General features: G+C 61.8%; 12 protein-coding genes and 1 pseudogene. 4 read left to right on the top strand and 9 right to left on the bottom strand.

Annotation, left to right across the window (positions count from 1 at the left end; genetic code table 11):
* Positions 1 to 108, bottom strand: a pseudogene (locus HGO38_RS20895) (UTP--glucose-1-phosphate uridylyltransferase); the annotation flags it as partial.
* A 201-nt stretch (positions 109 to 309) separates the two neighbouring features.
* On the opposite strand from HGO38_RS20895, the gene HGO38_RS20890 reads away from it, so the two are divergent.
* Both HGO38_RS20890 and HGO38_RS20885 read left to right on the top strand, forming a co-directional pair.
* Positions 310 to 1,521 carry a lytic murein transglycosylase gene (locus HGO38_RS20890; protein ID WP_250957832.1) on the top strand — a complete coding sequence of 404 codons (1,212 nt, stop codon included), beginning with the start codon at positions 310 to 312 and terminating at the stop codon, positions 1,519 to 1,521.
* A gap of 41 nt (positions 1,522 to 1,562) precedes the next feature.
* Positions 1,563 to 2,783, top strand: coding sequence for an SGNH/GDSL hydrolase family protein (locus HGO38_RS20885; protein WP_250957831.1), 1,221 nt, complete (start codon positions 1,563 to 1,565; stop codon positions 2,781 to 2,783).
* Positions 2,784 to 2,835: 52 nt separating this feature from the next.
* Here HGO38_RS20885 and HGO38_RS20880 read toward each other — a convergent pair whose 3' ends face one another.
* The 5 genes from HGO38_RS20880 to HGO38_RS20860 all read right to left on the bottom strand — a co-directional run bounded on the left by HGO38_RS20880 (position 2,836) and on the right by HGO38_RS20860 (position 10,309).
* Complete coding sequence (locus HGO38_RS20880; RefSeq protein ID WP_250957830.1) at positions 2,836 to 4,290, bottom strand: glutamate synthase subunit beta; 1,455 nt, start codon at positions 4,288 to 4,290, stop codon at positions 2,836 to 2,838.
* Between the two features lie 26 nt (positions 4,291 to 4,316).
* Positions 4,317 to 4,715, bottom strand: coding sequence for a type II toxin-antitoxin system VapC family toxin (locus tag HGO38_RS20875; protein ID WP_250957829.1), 399 nt, complete (start codon positions 4,713 to 4,715; stop codon positions 4,317 to 4,319).
* Positions 4,712 to 4,981 (bottom strand): antitoxin, encoded by a 270-nt coding sequence (locus HGO38_RS20870; protein WP_250957828.1) that lies wholly within the window; start codon positions 4,979 to 4,981, stop codon positions 4,712 to 4,714. Before HGO38_RS20870 ends, HGO38_RS20875 begins: the two co-directional genes overlap by 4 nt.
* Positions 4,982 to 5,037: 56 nt before the next feature.
* Positions 5,038 to 9,762, bottom strand: a complete 4,725-nt coding sequence (gene gltB, locus HGO38_RS20865; RefSeq protein ID WP_250957827.1) for a glutamate synthase large subunit — start codon at positions 9,760 to 9,762, stop codon at positions 5,038 to 5,040.
* Positions 9,763 to 10,138: 376 nt separating this feature from the next.
* A complete protein-coding gene (locus HGO38_RS20860; protein WP_250957826.1) occupies positions 10,139 to 10,309 on the bottom strand; it encodes a hypothetical protein in 171 nt (56 codons plus the stop codon).
* Here HGO38_RS20860 and HGO38_RS20855 point away from each other — a divergent pair.
* A complete protein-coding gene (locus HGO38_RS20855) occupies positions 10,308 to 11,354 on the top strand; it encodes a threonine aldolase family protein (RefSeq protein ID WP_250957825.1) in 1,047 nt (348 codons plus the stop codon). The genes HGO38_RS20860 and HGO38_RS20855 overlap by 2 nt on opposite strands.
* A gap of 70 nt (positions 11,355 to 11,424) precedes the next feature.
* Here HGO38_RS20855 and HGO38_RS20850 read toward each other — a convergent pair whose 3' ends face one another.
* Positions 11,425 to 11,895, bottom strand: a complete 471-nt coding sequence (locus HGO38_RS20850) for an Hsp20 family protein (RefSeq protein ID WP_250957824.1) — start codon at positions 11,893 to 11,895, stop codon at positions 11,425 to 11,427.
* Positions 11,896 to 12,296: 401 nt separating this feature from the next.
* Here HGO38_RS20850 and HGO38_RS20845 point away from each other — a divergent pair, with 401 nt between their 5' ends.
* Complete coding sequence (locus HGO38_RS20845) at positions 12,297 to 13,265, top strand: alpha/beta fold hydrolase (protein WP_250957823.1); 969 nt, start codon at positions 12,297 to 12,299, stop codon at positions 13,263 to 13,265.
* Positions 13,266 to 13,290: 25 nt separating this feature from the next.
* Here HGO38_RS20845 and hisN read toward each other — a convergent pair whose 3' ends face one another.
* Positions 13,291 to 14,061, bottom strand: a complete 771-nt coding sequence (hisN, locus tag HGO38_RS20840; protein WP_250957822.1) for a histidinol-phosphatase — start codon at positions 14,059 to 14,061, stop codon at positions 13,291 to 13,293.
* 304 nt (positions 14,062 to 14,365) lie between these two features.
* The gene (locus tag HGO38_RS20835; protein WP_250957821.1) at positions 14,366 to 15,250 is read right to left on the bottom strand and encodes an N-formylglutamate amidohydrolase; all 885 of its coding nucleotides are present in this window, start codon (positions 15,248 to 15,250) and stop codon (positions 14,366 to 14,368) included.
* Positions 15,251 to 15,268 lie beyond the last annotated feature (18 nt).

The raw sequence follows: 15,268 nt of genomic DNA, 5'->3' as shown, positions 1-15,268 counted from the left end.
AACGACGGTCAGCATCTCCTTGGGAACAGCCTTGGTGGCCGGCAGGAAGCGGGTTCCAAGCCCGGCCACGGGGAATACGGCTTTACGGAGTGTCTTGTCTTGTCCCACACATTCCTCCTCGAGGATCTAATCGATTAGCGTCTTCATAACGCGACCTTTTACTAGTATACAATTGCTACAAAATCGCAAAGATAGTGCCTTGGTCGATCGCGTATGGTAAAGACTTTGTTGACGCAATTGCATTAACCTGGGGTGAACGGCTTTGTTCCAGCCGTTTGAACGAACCGTAGAACGAACGGGGAGATGCCCATGACCAGACACCATCCCAGCCTTCTCGGCGCATTGGCTTTGACGATTGCAACGAGCATGATGCCCGTGACCGCCCATGCCGATGCCGGCTTCAAAAAATGGATAAACGGATTTTACGCCACGGCCGCCAAGAGCGGCATCACGCAGAAGACCTATAATCAGGCCTTTGCCGGCGTCAGCGAGCCCGATCCGGACGTTTTGGAAAAGGCGCGCTACCAGCCCGAATTCAAGGCGCAGATCTGGGATTACCTCGACAGCCGCGTCAATCCCTACACGGTCAAGATCGGCCGCGAGATGCTGGCCAAGCATGGCCGCACGCTTTCAGCCCTCGAAAAGCACTTCGGCGTCGACAAGCATATTCTTCTCGCCATCTGGTCGATGGAGTCCAATTACGGGGCAGTGCTGGAAAAGGATGACCGGCTGCATCATGTGCCGACGGCCCTGGCAACCCTTGCCTATGCCGATCCGAAGCGGGCCAAGTTTGCCCGCACCCAGTTGATCGCCGCCCTGAAGATCCTGCAGAACGGCGATGTCAGCGCCAAGGGCCTGACCGGCTCCTGGGCCGGCGCCATGGGCCATACCCAGTTCATTCCGACCAGCTATCTTCTCTATGCCGTCGACGCCGATGGCAACGGCCACAAGGACATCTGGAATTCGATTCCGGATGCCCTGGCGACCTCGGCCAACCTTCTGGCCAAGAACGGCTGGCAGAGCGGCAAGACCTGGGGCTATGAAGCCGTCGTTCCGGCTGGCGGCAGCAAATATGCGGGCAAGACGCTGACTTTGGGCGAGTGGCAGAAGCTCGGCTTCGTGCGCCCGAACGGCAAGAACTTCACCCGTCCTTCGGAACGGGCCGAACTGAAGCTGCTGGGCGGAGCCAATGGTCCCGGCTTCCTGATGAGCAAGAACTTCTTCGTGATCAAGCGCTACAACGCCGCCGACACCTATGCGCTGGGGGTTGGCCTCCTGGCCGACGAGATCGCCGGCTATGGCGGCATGCAGCAGGCCTGGCCGCGTCCGCAGGGCACGCTCGACATCAAGGAAAAGTTCGAGCTGCAGACCCGCATGAAGGCGCTCGGTTATTACGATGGCGAAGTGGACGGCAATTTCGGTTCCGGTTCCAAGGCCGCCATCACGGCCATTCAGACCCGGCTCGGCATGAATACCGACGGCGAGCCGACCCGCAAGCTTCTGGACGCCCTGCGCAATTGACATTTCGAAAAGGTCTTCCCACCTTTTCGAAATGAGCATGCATGACGACAGAGAAACGGACGGCTGACACGATGCCGGCAAGGCCTGCCAGATATGGTCTGAAATGGACGGCCTGCCTGGCCGCGGCCCTGGCGGCGGTCCTGCTGCTGTCATGGCTGCCGCCGGCCGTGGCGCAGGAACGCGTCGAACGGCGAACACTGCTGCAATTGCTGTTCGGCCGGCCCGCGCCGCGACAGCCGGTCTACCGGACAGCGCCGGTGCGCCCGCCGGTCCGGGTTCCCCGCGCCGCCAAGAAGACGTCAAGCAGCGTCACCACGATTACCACCACACGGGCCCCCGCGGTTCCGGCACCGGCCCCGAAACTCGGCAGCGCCCAGAAGATCCTCGTCGTCGGCGACTTCCTGGCCGGCGGCATCGGCGAAGGCCTGATCGAAGCCTTTGCCAACGCACCCGGCACCACCATAGAGATCCGCAGCAACGGCTCATCCGGCCTGGTGCGCGACGACTATCACAACTGGCCTTTTGAACTGCCTGTGCTGCTGGACGAGATCAAGCCGGCACTGGTCGTCGTGGCACTCGGCGCCAACGATCGCCAGCAGATGACCACGACCGCGGCGAAGGAAAAGTTCCCGACCGACGCCTGGTTCACGGAATATCAAAAGCGCGTCAATGCCTTTGCGCATCTGATCGTCGACCGCGACATTCCCCTGCTCTGGGTCGGCATCCCGCCCTTCAAGTCACCGGGCATGACCGCCGATGTCATCAAGCTGAACGAGGTGTTCCGGACTACCACGGAAAAGGTCGGCGGGGAGTTCATCGATATCTGGGACGGCTTTGTCGACCAGGACGGCCGTTTCGTACTGACCGGCTCGGATATCAACGGCCAGCAGGTGCGGTTGCGCGGCTCCGACGGCATCAACCTGACCGCCGCCGGCAAGCGCAAGATCGCCTTCTACCTGGAAAAGCCGGCCCGTCGGCATCTCGGCGACATGGCAAGCCCTGGCCTGCTGCGGCTTGATGCCGACAATCTTCCCGAATTGATCAGCCTGCCGCCCTCGGACATGCAGAATGTCGTCCGGACCCAGCCGATAGGCCTGACCGATCCGGCCCTCGACGGCAGCGGCGAACTGCTCGGCGCCGGCCCGCTGACACCCTCGCCCTTTCCCTCGCCGCGCGATCAGCTGGTCCAGACCGGCATCCTGCCAACGGCGCCACAGGGCCGGATCGACAACTATCAGATCGTCACCAAACCGCAGCCCTGAACGCGGAACGGCCGCCAGAGGCGACCGTTTTGATCAATGTCGTGGACGGATGTTACCGTGGCAGTACGGTTGCCCCCATCAGCGCCTCGTCGATGGCGCGGGCCGCCTGGCGGCCTTCACGGATGGCCCAGACCACCAGCGACTGGCCACGACGCACATCGCCGGCCACCCACAGCTTGTCGATCGAAGTCTTGTAGTCGCGATCATTGGCCACGACATTGGTCGAGCCGCGATTGTCGACATTGAGCGTCAGCTGACCGTCGAGTTCCTTCAGCACGCTGTCGGTGAACGGGCCGCGGAAGCCGATAGCGATGAAGGCCAGATCCGCCTTGATGATGAACTCCGTGCCGGGAATCGGCTTGCGGCGCTCATCCACCTGGCAGCACTTGACGCCGGTCAGCACGCCATCCTCGCCGACGAATTCCAGCGTTGCCACCTGGAACTCGCGCACAGCGCCTTCGGCCTGGCTCGACGAGGTGCGCATCTTGGTCGCCCAGAACGGCCAGATGGCCAGCTTGTCTTCGGTCTGCGGCGGACGCGGGCGAATGTCGAGCTGGGTCACCTTGACGGCGCCCTGGCGGAAGGCCGTGCCGACGCAGTCCGACGCGGTATCGCCACCGCCAACCACGACGATATGCTTGCCGCCGGCCAGGATCGGATCGGAGGGCCAGCCGGAGCTGTCGATGTTCTCGCGGCCGACGCGGCGGTTCTGCTGCACCAGATAGGGCATGGCATCATGCACGCCGTGCAGCTCGACACCGGGAATGCCGGCTTCGCGCGGGGTTTCCGAACCGCCGCAGTACAGCACCGCATCGTAATCGGCCCGCAGTTTTTCAACCGTCACGTCGACGCCGACATTGACGCCGTAATGAAAGGTGACGCCCTCGCCTGTCATCTGCTCGACGCGGCGGTCGATGAAGTTCTTCTCCATCTTGAAATCGGGAATGCCGTAGCGCAGCAGGCCGCCGGCCTTGGTCTCGCGCTCATAGACATGCACCTCGTGGCCGGAGCGGCCCAGCTGCTGGGCCGCTGCCATGCCGGACGGGCCGGAGCCGATGATGGCGACCTTCTTGCCGGTATGGACGGTGGCCGGCTGCGGCACGATGAAGCCGAGCTCATAGGCCTTGTCGGCGATCGCCTGCTCGACGGTCTTGATGGCAACGGGTGCATCTTCGAGATTCAGCGTGCAGGCTTCCTCGCAAGGTGCCGGACAGACGCGGCCGGTAAACTCCGGGAAGTTGTTGGTCGAATGCAGGTTGCGGATCGCCTCTTCCCACTTGTTGTTGTAGACGAGGTCGTTCCAGTCGGGGATCTGGTTATGGACGGGGCAGCCGGTCGGGCCATGGCAATAGGGGATGCCACAATCCATGCAGCGGGCCGACTGCTTCTGCACTTCCGCATCCGACATCGGGATGGTGAATTCGCGGAAATGACGGATGCGGTCGGACGCCGGCTGGTACTTGCCCACCTGCCGGTCGATTTCCATAAAACCTGTAACCTTGCCCATGTTTAAATCCCTACTCCGTCACCGCCCTATCGCAGCCAGTTCTCTATTTTCAAATTTGGAACGTGCGAAAACTCGCGCTCATTCCCGGTCACCACAGTTGCGCCAAGCGACAAAGCCTGTGCCGCGATCAACAAATCCATGTCTCCAACTCTCAGGCCCAAACTCTCGGTCAGGGCGCGAATCATCCCGTAATGTTCGTCCGCTGGCGGCTCGAATGTCTCGACCGGCAGGACTTCCAGAATGCTTGCAAGACGTGCAGCGAGCTTCTTCGAGCCTCTCTTTTCAATTCCAAAGCGTATTTCGGAGACAACGATGATGCTGGTAAAAATCTCGGCATCACCGACTTCCGTTATCTTGGACACCACGCGACCCTGCGGATTGTGCATGATGTCCGAGACGATATTGGTATCCAAAAGATATTTCATGGATCGCCCGGCTCACCGATATCGACGGGCTCCGGATATTTATCCTCGATCTCAGGCAGCCAATCTTCCTCGTCGAGCGGCTCCAAGGTCGACAGCACCTGCAACAGGGTCATCTTTTTGACAGGATGAATGAGAAGATCGCCTTTTTCATCCATCCTGATTTCCACCCTATCCGCATCGAATTCGAACTCCTTCGGAATCCGAATTGCCCGGCTTCGACCGTTGTTGAAAACTTGCGCAATTTTTACTTTGGAATGTTCATTCATGCGCGCCTCCATTTCGTGATATGACGCGTCATATCACGAAATGCTGTTGATCAAAACTACTCCGCCGCCACGCCCATCTTCATCCGTTCCATGTCCTCAAGCGCACGGCGGTATTCAACCGGCATGACCTTGCGGAACTTCGGTCGATATTCGGCCCAGTTGTCGAGGATCAGCTTGGCGCGGGCCGAGCCCGTGTAGTGCAGATGGTTCGAGATCAGCTGGTAGAGGCGTTCCTCGTCATGGCGGGTCATGTCGCCCCACACGTCGACGCGGCCCCTGTGCATGAGATCGCCGCCGTGATGGTGCAGCTTCTCCAGCATGTCGTCCTCTTCCGGAACAGGTTCGAGCTCGACCATGGCCATGTTGCAGCGCTGGGCAAAATCACCGGTCTCGTCGAGCACATAGGCGACACCGCCCGACATGCCGGCGGCAAAGTTGCGGCCGGTTTCGCCGAGCACCACGACAACGCCGCCGGTCATGTATTCGCAACCGTGGTCGCCCGCCCCTTCGACAACCGCAATGGCACCGGAGTTGCGCACCGCAAAGCGTTCGCCCGCCACGCCGCGGAAATAGCACTCGCCGGAGATCGCGCCGTAGAGCACGGTGTTGCCGATGATGATCGAATCTTCCGCGACGATTCGGGTGTTTTCCGGCGGACGGACGATGATGCGCCCACCCGACAGGCCCTTGCCGACATAGTCGTTGCCGTCGCCCACCAGATCAAACGTGATGCCGCGGGCGAGGAACGCGCCGAAGGACTGGCCGGCCGTGCCGTTCAGCGTCACGTGGATCGTATCGTCCTTCAGGCCCTTGTGGCCATAACGCTTGGCAAGCGCGCCCGACAGCATGGCGCCGGCCGAACGGTCGACGTTCTTGATATCGACCTCGAACACGACAGGCTGCTTGCTTTCCAGCGCCGGCATGGCCTTTTCGATCATGCGGCGATCGAGGATGTCGTCGATCGGGTGCTTCTGGCGCTCGGTCCAGTAGGTCGCGGCCTTCGGCGCATCGACCTTGTGGAAGATGCGGCTGAAGTCGAGACCGCGGGCCTTCCAGTGGGCCAGCATATCGTCCTTCTCCAGAAGCTCCGACGCGCCGATGATCTCGTCCAGCTTGGCAACGCCCAGCGAGGCAAGGATTTCGCGCACCTCTTCGGCGACGAAGAAGAAGTAGTTGACCACATGTTCCGGCGTGCCCTTGAAGCGCTTGCGCAGCACCGGGTCCTGGGTGGCGACACCCACCGGACAGGTGTTGAGATGGCACTTGCGCATCATGATGCAGCCCGCCGCAATCAAAGGTGCCGTGGCAAAGCCGAATTCATCGGCCCCGAGCAGCGCACCGACGATCACGTCGCGGCCAGTCTTCAACCCGCCATCGACCTGCAGCGCAATGCGCGAGCGAAGGCCGTTCATCACCAACGTCTGCTGGGTTTCGGCAAGCCCGATTTCCCAAGGCGAACCGGCATGCTTCAGCGAGGTCAGCGGCGAGGCGCCGGTGCCGCCGTCGAAGCCGGCAATGGTGATATGATCGGCGCGCGCCTTGGCAACGCCAGCGGCAACCGTGCCGACACCGACTTCCGAGACCAGCTTGACCGAGACATCGGCTTCCGGGTTGACGTTCTTCAGATCGTAGATCAGCTGCGCCAGATCCTCGATCGAATAGATGTCATGATGCGGCGGCGGCGAGATGAGGCCGACGCCCGGCGTCGAATGGCGGGTCTTGGCAACGGTTGCGTCCACCTTGTGGCCTGGCAACTGACCGCCCTCGCCGGGCTTGGCACCTTGGGCGACCTTGATCTGCAGCATGTCGGCATTGACCAGATATTCAGTCGTCACGCCGAAGCGGCCCGAGGCGATCTGTTTGATGGCCGAGCGTTCCGGGTTCGGCGCGCCGTTCAAAAGCGGCAGGTAGCGGTCGGCTTCCTCGCCGCCCTCGCCGGTGTTCGACTTGCCGCCGATCCGGTTCATGGCGATCGCAAGCGTCGTATGCGCCTCGCGGGAGATCGACCCGAACGACATGGCGCCGGTCGAAAACCGCTTGACGATATCCACCGCCGGCTCGACCTCGTCGATCGAGATCGGCTGGCGGCCGAGCGCCTCCGCCCCCTTGATCTTGAACAGGCCGCGGATGGTGTTCATGCGCAGGCCCGTTTCGTTCACCATGGCGGCGAATTCGCGGTAGCGGTCCTGGCTGTTGCCGCGCACGGCATGCTGCAGCGAGGCAATCGAGTCCGGGCTCCAGGCGTGGTTTTCACCGCGCATGCGATAGGCATATTCGCCGCCGATATCGAGCGAGGTCGCCAGCACCGGATCCTTGCCGAAGGCAGACGAATGACGGCTGACGGTCTCCTCGGAGATTTCGCTCAAGCCCACACCTTCGATCGTGGTGGCGGTGCCGAAGAAATACTTGTCCACCAGTTCCGACGACAGGCCGATCGCATCAAAAATCTGCGCGCCGCAATAGGACTGGTAGGTCGAGATGCCCATCTTGGACATGACCTTGAGGATGCCCTTGCCGACCGCCTTGATGTAGCGATAGACGACTTCGTCTTCCGACACTTCCTTGGGGAATTCGCCATGCTTGTGCATGTCGAGCAGGGTGTCGAAGGCGAGATAGGGGTTGATGGCCTCGGCGCCATAGCCCGCCAGACAGCAGAAGTGATGGATCTCGCGCGGCTCGCCCGATTCCACCACCAGGCCGACCGAGGTGCGCAGGCCCTTGCGGATCAGATGATGGTGCACGGCAGCCGTTGCCAGCAGCGCCGGGATGGCGATGCGGTCCGGGCCGATCTGGCGGTCGGAGAGCACGATGATGTTGTAGCCGCCGCGAACGGCCGCTTCGGCCCGCTCGCACAGCCGGTCGAGCATCTCAGGCATGCCTTCGGCGCCGCGGTCGACGTCATAGGTGAAGTCGAGCGTCTTGGTGTCGAAACGGTCTTCGGTGTGGCCGATCGAGCGGATCTTTTCGAGATCGCCATTGGTCAGGATCGGCTGGCGCACTTCCAGGCGCTTGGCGTTGGCGGCCCCCTCATGGTCGAGAATGTTGGGCCGCGGGCCGATAAAGGAGACCAGGCTCATCACCAGTTCCTCGCGGATCGGATCGATCGGCGGGTTGGTGACCTGGGCAAAGTTCTGCTTGAAATAGGTATAGAGCAGCTTCGACTTCGACGACATGGCCGAGATCGGCGTGTCGGTTCCCATCGAGCCGATCGCTTCCTGGCCGGTGGTGGCCATCGGCGACATCAGGATCTTGGTATCTTCGGTCGTATAGCCGAAGGCCTGCTGACGATCGAGCAGCGACACGTCGCGGCGCAGCGCCCGCGGCTCAACCGGCTTCAGGTCTTCGAGGATCAGCTGGGTGCGATCGAGCCACTTGCGATAGGGATGGCTGCCCGCCAGGTCCGACTTCACTTCCTCGTCGGAAACAATGCGGCCCTTCTCCATGTCGATCAGCAGCATCTTGCCCGGCTGCAGGCGCCACTTCTTGATGATATCCTCTTCGGGAACGGGCAGCGTCCCGGCCTCGGAGGCCAGAATGATACGGTCATCGTTGGTGACGATATAGCGCGCCGGACGCAACCCGTTGCGGTCGAGCGTCGCGCCAATCTGCTTGCCATCGGTAAAGGCCACGGCGGCCGGTCCGTCCCACGGCTCCATCAGGGCGGCATGATATTCGTAGAACGCCTTGCGCTCCGGGCTCATCGACTGGTTGCCGGCCCAGGCTTCGGGGATCAGCATCATCACCGCATGGGCCATGGAATAGCCGCCGCGCAGCAGGAATTCCAGCGCGTTGTCGAAACAGGCCGTGTCGGACTGGCCCTCGTAGGAGATCGGCCAGAGCTTGGAAATATCCGAGCCGAACAGCGGCGAAGACACCGACGCCTGACGGGCCGCCATCCAGTTGACGTTGCCGCGCAACGTGTTGATTTCGCCGTTATGGGCGACCATGCGATAGGGATGCGCCAGCTTCCACGACGGGAAGGTGTTGGTCGAGAAGCGCTGATGCACGAGCGCCACGGCCGATTCGAAGCGCGGGTCGCTGAGGTCCTTGTAATAAGCGCCGACCTGATAGGCGAGGAACATGCCCTTGTAGACGATGGTCGAGGACGACAGGGAGACAGGATAGAAGCCGGTATCCTCGCCCTTGTACTGGTCGTAGATGCGGTTGGAAATCACCTTGCGCAGCAGGAACAGCCGGCGCTCGAAAGCCTCCGGCGTCGCGGCATCGCGGCCGGTGCCGATGAACACCTGGATATGGCGCGGTTCGGTCGCGGCGATATGCGGCGCCTTGGACAGCGACGAATTGTCGACCGGCACGTCGCGAAAACCGATCAGCTGCTGGCCTTCGCTGGCCACCACGTCGGCGATCACGTCCTTAAAGTGGGCGACCTGCGCTTCGTCCTGCGGAAAGAAGAAGTGGCCGACGGCATATTCGCCGGCCTTGGGCAGCGTGATGCCCTGGCTTGCCATTTCCTCGCGGAAGAAGCGATCGGGGATCTGCACCAGAATGCCGGCACCGTCGCCCATCAGCGGATCGGCGCCGACGGCGCCGCGATGGGTGAGGTTTTCCAGGATGAACAGGCCGTCCTTGACGATCTGGTGCGACTTCTGGCCCTTCATATGCGCGATGAAGCCGACGCCGCAGGCATCGTGCTCGTTCTTCGGATCGTAAAGACCCTGGCGGGCCGGCAGGCCATACTTGGGCGAAGGTCGACCGGCGGGCGTTTCGGCCGCGCTCACGGCAGCATGCTCGAATGCGTCAGATGGCGTTACTTTCGACATCGTCTTCCCTCCAGTTGAACCCTTCGCGGGCCTTTGCGCAGTTTTAGCCGACGGATGATGACATCGGCGCAACAGGGTCTGATCATGGCAGCGAGACCGAGCCTCGCGGTTCCCTCAAGCAGGAGCGAGGCGGCGGATAGGTCAGCCGGCTTACCTCGTTTTGACCTGCAGGGCCGCATGCCTGCGTCCGCCATCTCGCGACTATAGCGCGAAATGCAGCCTTGGTAAGGGCCTCGCGCTCAAAATCTTAACCCTTTACTCTTCGAAATAGGTCAACTTATCTGACCTAATTTCAAAATCTCTATGCCAGAAAGCCGAAACGCTGGCAAGACCCTTTCCCGAAAAATACGACCGGAACACGCAGCAAGATTACGATTTATAGCGAAAGGACGACATGTTCTTTCGCCAAGTGACCAAAAGCTTTGCGCTTTGTGCGTGCTGGGGCGATGCGACACGCCTTGCCGCCGCAGCGATTGAACGGCTGGCGAAAATGCTTAAAGCTGGCGCCAACCTTTGCCGCCATCTTCTCAGTCAGGATTCCGTTCATGTTCTTCTCCTCAGACAATTGGGCCGGCGCCCATCCGCTGATTGCCGAAAGTCTCGTCAAGGAAGCCTCCGGCTATGCGGCGGCCTATGGCACCAGCGATCTCGACAAGCGCATCGAAGCCCGCTTCAACGAAATCTTCCAGCGCGAGGTGGCCGTCTATTTCGTTGGCACCGGCACGGCCGCCAATTCGCTGGCTCTCGCCAGCATCGCAAAACCCGGCGGCGTCACCTTCTGTCACTCGGAAGCCCATGTCACCGCAGACGAATGCGGCGCTCCGGAATTCCTGACCGGCGCCTGCCGGCTGTTTACGGTCGAAGGTCCGAACGGCAAGCTGGAGCCCGAGGGCCTGAAGGCCGCCATCGGCCGCTTCCCGCCGGGCGCCGTGCACCAGGGCCGACCGATGGCCGTGACGCTGACCCAGGCAACCGAAAGCGGCACGGTCTACAGCCTTGCTGAAATCGAGGCGATCGGCGCCGTGGCCCGCGACGCCAACCTGCCGCTGCACATGGATGGCGCCCGTTTCGCCAATGCCATCGTCGCCCTGCAGACAACGGCTGCCGACATGACCTGGAAGCGCGGCGTCGACATCCTGTCCTTCGGCGGCACCAAGAACGGCTGCTGGTGCGCCGAGGCAATCATCTTCATGAAGCCGGAAATGGCCACCGAGATGCCCTTCATCCGCAAGCGCTCGGCGCAGCTCTTTTCCAAGACCCGCTTCATCTCGGCGCAGCTTGAGGCCTATTTGGAAGGCGGCCTGTGGCTCGACCTGGCCCGCCACGCCAATGACATGGCGGATCGCTTGCGCAGCGGCATCCGGGCCGCCGGCAAGAGCCGGCTGGCCTGGGACACCCAGTCGAACGAGGTCTTTGCCGTGCTGACCAAGGACGCCGCCGCCGAGGCCCAAGAAAAGGGCGCAAAATTCTACGAATGGCCGGTGCCGCGCGAAACGCCTGACCTGCTCGACGAAAACGAGACCCTGATCCGCCTCGTCACCAGCTTTGCCACCACGCCGGACGAGGTCGACCGCTTCGTCGCGGTCTTGTAACAGCGTCCTAGAACGCAAAAAGGCGGCTTCCCGGTTCGGAAGCCGCCTTCGATACGTCAAGACCTGATGGTTAGTTAACGTGCGCCTCGATCGACTTCGGCGCGGCATCCACCGGCTCGGCGGCAATCGAGATGCGACGCGGCTTCATGGCTTCCGGAATATTGCGCAGCAGATCGATGTGCAGCAGGCCGTTCTTCAGCGAAGCGTTCTGCACTTCGACATGATCGGCCAGCTGGAAGCGCCGCTCGAACGCGCGCTTGGCGATGCCGCGATAGAGAAACTCGGTGAGTTCCGGCTTGTCTTCCTCGATCTTTTCACCCTTCACGGTCAGCACATGGGCATGCGCCTCGATGCTGAGCTCGCGCTCGTCGAAGCCGGCAACGGCCATGGTGATGCGATAGGTGTTTTCACCCGTCCGCTCGATATTGTAGGGCGGATAGGTCTGCGCCTGTTCGGGCTGACCGAGGCTGTCGAGCATGGTGAAAAGCCGGTCGAAGCCGACCGTGGAACGGTAGAGTGGGGAAAAATCAACGTGACGCATGGATGCCCTCCTTAAGAAGCGACGTTTGCGGTTTTGATGTCCGATACCCTGTGGAGGCGTCACCGGACGGTGTCTTGCGGCCCTTGCGGCGTCCGCAGTCTAAAAAATGGGAATTGCCGTTTTGAGATTCAAGAGCCTGCTAATGCTGATGAATTGTAGATGAACGGCCAGTTCGGCTGGCGTTCAGCCAGGAGGCGCTAGACCAGAACCGTCGAAGGGAAAAACTTCGATGACTGAAGACACACCGTCCCTTCATCTTCAGTGGCTCTGGAGCCGGAGTCGCGCAAAGGTTTCGACCTTCAAGCGACCCCGGCTTTCTTTTTATTGTAAGGCCATGCTGCATCCGCCCTTGCGCTTTGTTATGCTGTTGGCGAGACCCACCCCAACCAGCCGGCGCAGTCATGGATCCCATACTCCACGAAACCCCGGGAAATCCGATTCCCGCCAATCACATCGCTGGCTATTTCGAAGGTCACGGCGGCGTCCGGCTGCGCTATGCGGTGTTTCGCGCCTCAGACCGCATCGCCAAGGGCACCGTCGTGCTGCTGCATGGCCGCAACGAGTATATCGAAAAATATTTCGAGACGATTCGCGAGCTGAATGCCCAGGGACTGTGGGTGGCGACCTTCGATCTGCGCGGCCAGGGCCTGTCGCAACGCCTGCTGAAGGATATCCGCCACGGCCATGTCCGCCGCTTTGCCGATTACGAGCGGGATCTCGACATCTTCCTGGAAAAGATCGTCCTGCCGGACACCCGCCTGCCGTTTTTCCTGCTGGCCCATTCGACCGGCGGGCTGATCGCGCTGTCAGCTGCGCCGCGGCTCGCCAACCGCATCGACCGCATGGTGCTGTCGGCGCCCTTCGTCGGCCTTGGCGGGCAAAGGCTGTCGCCGCGCAAGATCTTCATGCTGTCGATGCTGGCATCCCTGACCGGCCTTGGCGGCCGGCCGCTGTCGGCCGATCGCTCCAACCGGCCGTTTGCCGGCAATCCTCTGACCTCCGACCCGCTTCGCTTCCAGCGCAATATGGCCGCGGTTGCCGCCGTGCCTGGCCTTTCGGTCGGCGCGCCGACGGCCCGCTGGCTACACGAAGCGCAGAAGGTGATCCGCCGCGTCAGCGATCCGCAGCATCTGATGACGATCGCCATACCGACCGTGCTGATCGCGCCGATGCGCGACGGGGTGGTGCCTTATGTCGACCAGGAGCGGCTGGCCCAGCAATTCCGCGCCGCCCAGCTTGTCGCCATTCCCGGCGCCCGCCACGAGATCCTGCAGGAAAGCGACCGCTACCGCGCCCAGGCGATGGCGGCCATTGCCGCCTTCCTCCCGGGCAGCGATCCGGATGTCGCCCTTGAGGAAAGCGCCGCCTGATCCTGGCAGACCGGGTCGCACACCGTCAGCTAAGCAGCGCCAGCGCCTGCTCGTGCACCGCCTTGCATCCGGCCGCAACGATGCGCCCGCCAGCTTCCGGCCGCCCGCCGTCCCAGGTGGTGATGATGCCGCCCGCCTGCTCGATCAACGGGATCAAAGCGCCGACGTCATAGGGCTTGAGCGACGTCTCGACGACCAGATCCACATGCCCCGCCGCCAGCAGCGCATAGGCATAACAATCGATGCCGTAGCGGAACAGCCGCACCTTGTCCTCGATCGTCTGGTAACGCGCCAATTCATCACTCAGGAAGATATGCGGCGAGGTGGTGAAGAGGATGGCATCCTCCAGCCCGGCGCAGTCCCGCGTACGGATCTGCCGCTCCCCCTCCGGCCCGCTATACCAGGCCTTTTCACCGTCGGCATAATAGCGCTCGCCGGTGAACGGCTGGTCCATCATGCCCATCGTGGCCCGGCCGTGGTGCTGGAAGCCGATCAGCGTGCCCCACATCGGCACGCCCGAAATGAAGGCCCGCGTGCCGTCGATCGGATCGATCACCCAGACATGCTCGCGGTCGATGCCGATATTCTCGTGTTCTTCGCCGAGGATGCCGTGATCGGGGAACTCGGCCTCAATCAGCGCCCGGATCGCCGTTTCGGCGGCACGGTCGCCCTCGGTCACCGGGTCATAGCCACCGGCCAGCTTGTTGACGACATCCAGCCGCGAACGAAAGCGCGGCAAGGTTTCAGCCTTTGCCGCAGCGGCAAGGCGATCAAAAAAAGCACGATCGGGAAGCATGGGGACCATCCGGAAAGAGAAGCCTAGGAAGAGGTTTTCTAGCGGTCTTCTCAAGGCTTTGCAAATGGCCGGCGGAACCGTCACCTGCCACTTATATGCGCAATCTTTCATCGTGCCTAAAAATTGACAGCGCTGTCTCTTGACAATTGTGCAGCGCAATAATACTCTCATTTTACAGTCTTCTGACTGTAAATACCCTCCTTGGGTGTTTCCTCCCTAGACTTAGCCGCGCCAATGGCGCGGTTTTTTTTGGTCGGTTTTGAGGGAAAATGGGCCCGCCGGGGCATAGCCAGCCCAGAGCGGTCTATTCCGCCGCCAGCGCCGTATCGCCGGTCATATCGGCGGCAAACTCCGCCATGGCGCCGATGAAGGTGGCAAGCGCCGATGTCAGCAGGCGGAAATCGGGCCGCTTCTGCAAGGTCGCCTCATCCACATAGAGCGAACGGTTGATCTCGATCTGCAGCGCATGCAGACCGCGCACCGGCCGGCCGTAATGCTCGGTGATGAAACCGCCGGCATAGGGCTTGTTGCGCACCGCGCAGAAGCCGAGATTTTCGAGGATATGCAGGGCCGCCATCGACAGATCGGCAGAGGCGCTGGTGCCGTAGCGGTCGCCGATGATGAAATCGGGACGCAGGCTGCTGCCGGCCACCCGGATATTGCCGGGCATGGAATGGCAATCGATCAGCACGGCCAGGCCAAAGCGCGTATGGGTGCGCGCCATCAGCCGCCGCAGGCAGGCATGATAGGGCTTGTAGACCGTATCGATGCGCTCCATCGCGTGCTCGACCGGCATGCGAGCCGCATAAATGTCCATGTTTTCCGCAACGATGCGCGGAATGGTGCCCAAGCCCCCCGCCACCCGGATCGAGCCCGAATTGACGAAGGACGGCAGAGGGCCGCTGAACATCTTCGGATCCAGCTCGTAGGGCTCGCGGTTCACATCGATGAAGGCTCTTGGAAAATGCGCCTGCAGCAGCGGCGCACCGAAATCGGGCGCTGCGGCAAACAGCTCATCGACATAATGATCCTCGGAGCGGCGGATCGCCATGGGGTCGAGACGCGAGCTTTCCAGGAAGGTTGCGGGATAATGCCGGCCGCTATGGGGTGAGTTGTAGACGAAGGGAATGGTTTGCGTTTCCGGCTCGCGCACTTCGAACAGATCAAAATCGTCCGCCAACCCGTCCATTCCGCCTCTTTTTACCAA

The organism is Rhizobium sp. CG5 (assembly GCF_023701945.1).
In the GTDB taxonomy this organism is placed as follows: Bacteria; Pseudomonadota; Alphaproteobacteria; order Rhizobiales; family Rhizobiaceae; genus Allorhizobium.
This window is presented reverse-complemented; position numbering and strand designations above follow the sequence as displayed.

Bases quoted from the DNA above. Each gene is read 5' to 3' on its own strand.
- HGO38_RS20890 (WP_250957832.1), top strand. From the start codon at position 310: ATGACCAGACACCATCCCAGCCTTCTCGGCGCATTGGCTTTGACGATT.
- HGO38_RS20885 (WP_250957831.1), top strand. From the start codon at position 1,563: ATGACGACAGAGAAACGGACGGCTGACACGATGCCGGCAAGGCCTGCC.
- HGO38_RS20880 (WP_250957830.1), bottom strand. From the start codon at position 4,290: ATGGGCAAGGTTACAGGTTTTATGGAAATCGACCGGCAGGTGGGCAAG.
- HGO38_RS20875 (WP_250957829.1), bottom strand. From the start codon at position 4,715: ATGAAATATCTTTTGGATACCAATATCGTCTCGGACATCATGCACAAT.
- HGO38_RS20870 (WP_250957828.1), bottom strand. From the start codon at position 4,981: ATGAATGAACATTCCAAAGTAAAAATTGCGCAAGTTTTCAACAACGGT.
- gltB (WP_250957827.1), bottom strand. From the start codon at position 9,762: ATGTCGAAAGTAACGCCATCTGACGCATTCGAGCATGCTGCCGTGAGC.
- HGO38_RS20855 (WP_250957825.1), top strand. From the start codon at position 10,308: ATGTTCTTCTCCTCAGACAATTGGGCCGGCGCCCATCCGCTGATTGCC.
- HGO38_RS20860 (WP_250957826.1), bottom strand. From the start codon at position 10,309: ATGAACGGAATCCTGACTGAGAAGATGGCGGCAAAGGTTGGCGCCAGC.
- HGO38_RS20850 (WP_250957824.1), bottom strand. From the start codon at position 11,895: ATGCGTCACGTTGATTTTTCCCCACTCTACCGTTCCACGGTCGGCTTC.
- HGO38_RS20845 (WP_250957823.1), top strand. From the start codon at position 12,297: ATGGATCCCATACTCCACGAAACCCCGGGAAATCCGATTCCCGCCAAT.
- hisN (WP_250957822.1), bottom strand. From the start codon at position 14,061: ATGCTTCCCGATCGTGCTTTTTTTGATCGCCTTGCCGCTGCGGCAAAG.
- HGO38_RS20835 (WP_250957821.1), bottom strand. From the start codon at position 15,250: ATGGACGGGTTGGCGGACGATTTTGATCTGTTCGAAGTGCGCGAGCCG.